Here is a 3250-nt window from a genome sequence, read left to right on the forward strand (position 1 = left end):
ACAGACAATTCGAAATAATTTCTTTAATTTGTACTCGTGTAAGATTCATACGGTTTATCGTTTTATTTTGTTTTTTTCAAAGATAACAGTCTTGAGTCTTACACACTTTTTCGGGACAGTATCCACCCTCTGCCTCTTTTCTTTCTTCTCGGACGGCCATAATGAGGTGTTTTGTCATCTGATTGCTCTGAGATATACCGGCTCTTCTTTGCTTGATTATTTTGCTTACTTCTATTTTTCTTCTTTGATGCGGGCGGCATGGCGTTGTCAAAAGAGGCTCTTCTTTGGGAACTAAAAAACAGCTTCTCTATCAAGTCTTTTCGACCGATCCGCATAAGCTCTCTCTGTATCTTGGGAGCTTCTGATGCTTTGTACCAGAAAAAGAATTGACTTTGTGCCATCTTTTCACGATCTGTTTTGGCTGTGTATACCGGTTGAAGCGAATATGGGTCATAGCCTGTATAATAGATCTCTGTAGCCAAAGTCATCGGAGTCGGGGTAAAGTCCTGTACCTGCTCCAATCTAAAACCAAGTTGCTTGGTAAGCACTGCCAATTCTGCCATATCCTCCTCTGTACATCCCGGATGCGACGATATGAAGTATGGGATAATCTGTTGCTTAAGCCCGGCCTCTCGATTGACCTTCTCAAAGAAATCCTTAAACTCATAAAAGAGCTTAAAAGAGGGCTTTCTCATCCATTGAAGCACCTTATCTGATGTATGTTCGGGTGCCACCTTCAACCTTCCACTCACATGGTATTTTACAAGATCTTCGGCATAGGTAAGAGCTGCCTCCCGAAGTTTGCTATCCTTATACTTTTCGAGCAAAAGGTCATATCTGACACCACTTCCGATAAAGCTTTTTTTAATGCCCGGCATCGCATCTATTTTTCTAAGTAGATTGGTAAGCGGGGCATGATCTGCATTTAGATTGGGACATACACGAGGGTGGATACACGAAGGCCTTGAGCACTTGGCACAAACAGACTGATCCCTGCCTCTCATCTTATACATATTGGCAGAAGGTCCTCCGACATCGCTCAAATAGCCTTTGAAGTCCTCCATCTCAACAATCTGCCGAACCTCCTTCAAAATAGATTCTTCACTTCTGGAAGCCACAAACTTGCCTTGATGTGCCGAGATGGTACAGAATGCACATCCTCCAAAGCAGCCCCGATGAGCATTGACACTAAATTTGATCATCTCATAAGCAGCCAATTTTTTGCCTCTATATCTTGGATGAGGCAACCTTGTATATGGCAAATCAAAACTACGGTCTATCTGCTCCTCTGTCATGGGAGGAAATGGAGGATTGACCACGACATACTCATTGCCGACTGCTTGTAAGATACGACGAGCTTTGTAACGATTGCTCTGAATTTCTACATGCTTAAAATTCTCCGCATGCTTCTTCTTCGATTTGATACAATCCTCAAAAGAATGTAATACAAGATCATCATCTTCAGAGATAGTAATATCTTCCTTACGTCTAAGGTATGCAGTCTGGCGAATATCGGTAAGATCGGAAATCTTTCGCCCTTTCCGAAGTTCAGAGATAATCTCTTCAAATGGCTGCTCTCCCATCCCATAAATCAAAAGGTCTGCCTTTGCATCTACCAATATACTTGGACGAAGGGCATCTTGCCAATAGTCATAATGTGCCACACGCCTGAGACTCGGCTCGACACCACCCAATATAATGGGGACATCCGGATAGACTTTGCGAATACATTCAGTATAAACAATAGAAGGATACTCAGGCCTCAAATCAATACGACCATCAGGAGTATAGGCATCCTCCGAACGCAAACGCTTGCGAGCAGTATATTTATTGACCATAGAGTCCATCGCTCCGGGAGAAACACCAAAAAAGAGACGAGGCTTTCCCAGCTTCTTAAAATCTCTCAAATCATCACGCCAATTAGGCTGTGCTACAATGGCAACCTTAAGCCCCAACGACTCCAAAAAACGGCCGATGACTGCTGCACCAAAAGCCGGATGATCGACATATGCGTCTCCGGAGAAGAGTATCACATCACACTCCTCCCAGCCTCGCTCTTTCATCTCCTTACGGCTTGTTGGCAAAAATTGAGGTTGCCTACCATTATCTTTTTGCATATAATCTTACTTCTACCTTCAGAAGGGCCATTACAAAGAGAGGCATCTTCTGAAACAATCTTCAAAATCCCGATGGCTAATTAGCTTCTCAGCATCTTTAACATCTTCAAACAGACCATATATAGCAGAACCGGAACCGGACATCAGGCTAAAAAATGCGCCATTCTGTATAAGAATATCTTTAATATTTCTCAAGCGCGGATATTCTTCAAACACAACATTTTCAAAATCATTTGTAAGCCACTTGGAAGCATCCTCAAAATGGCCATCACGCAGCAGTTGCAGTACTTCAATAGGCAAACCTTCACGCTGCTCTCCTCTATCAAAACCAAGCGCAGCATAAGCTTTTGGAGTTGAGACATCTATCGGAGGTCTTACCACAAGTACGCTACACCCACTGAGGGATAAATTGGGAAGAGGCTCCAACTCCTCTCCGATACCTGTGGCCAGAGCAGCGCTATTCAAAAGGAAAAACGGACAATCTGCACCCAATGATAAAGCAATTTTGCTCAACTCGTCTTGCGAAAGATTTAGATTATAGATTTCATTGAGCAGGTTTAGCGTAAATGCCCCATCACTGGAACCTCCCCCCAGACCTGCCATCGAAGGAATATGCTTATCCAAGGCAATCGTGGTTGGAGGCACCATATCATCCCCAAGACGATTTCTCAAAGACTTAAGAGCTTTGATTACCAGATTGTTGGGATCATCGACATAACCTCGACCACTGATATACAAGTGATCTCTTTGGTCTCGTGAAGGAGCAACTTCCAAAACATCACATAGAGGTAAGGGATAAAATATGGTCTGCAATGTATGATAGCCATCCATTCGTCGTCCGGTCACTCGAAGACCAAGATTAAGCTTAGCATTGGGATATAGTAGCATATTGTTATGTCTTTTAATCTTTGGTCACTGCCAATAGCAATGAACTGTTTTTACTTGACAAAGGTAAGACTTTGAATGATGCAACTCAGTACAATTGTCCAAACAAGTTTACTATATCAACAATACTTCGGTAAATTTTTACCGAAAAATTAAAAGTTAAACAATAGAACTGACAAAAGTCGGTTCGAAAACACTAAAGAGATCATTGAAATGTTGTCAAAACGAATGGTTAAGCATGAAGAAAT

The 3250-nt window shown here is 42.3% G+C and carries 2 protein-coding genes; both read right to left on the bottom strand.

Translation table 11 applies throughout. The features are described from left to right. Positions 1-98: 98 nt before the first annotated feature. Entirely contained in the window at positions 99-2117 is a 2019-nt protein-coding gene (locus tag ACFO3G_RS03550; RefSeq protein WP_380078050.1) for a YgiQ family radical SAM protein, read from the bottom strand. A 30-nt stretch (positions 2118-2147) separates the two neighbouring features. After that, positions 2148-3005: a 4-(cytidine 5'-diphospho)-2-C-methyl-D-erythritol kinase gene (gene ispE, locus ACFO3G_RS03555; RefSeq protein ID WP_380078052.1), complete on the bottom strand. Its 858-nt coding sequence runs from the start codon at positions 3003-3005 to the stop codon at positions 2148-2150. Between the last annotated feature and the right edge of the window lie 245 nt (positions 3006-3250).

This window comes from Falsiporphyromonas endometrii, from assembly GCF_042654485.1.
Taxonomy (GTDB): Bacteria; Bacteroidota; Bacteroidia; order Bacteroidales; family Porphyromonadaceae; genus Porphyromonas; species Porphyromonas endometrii.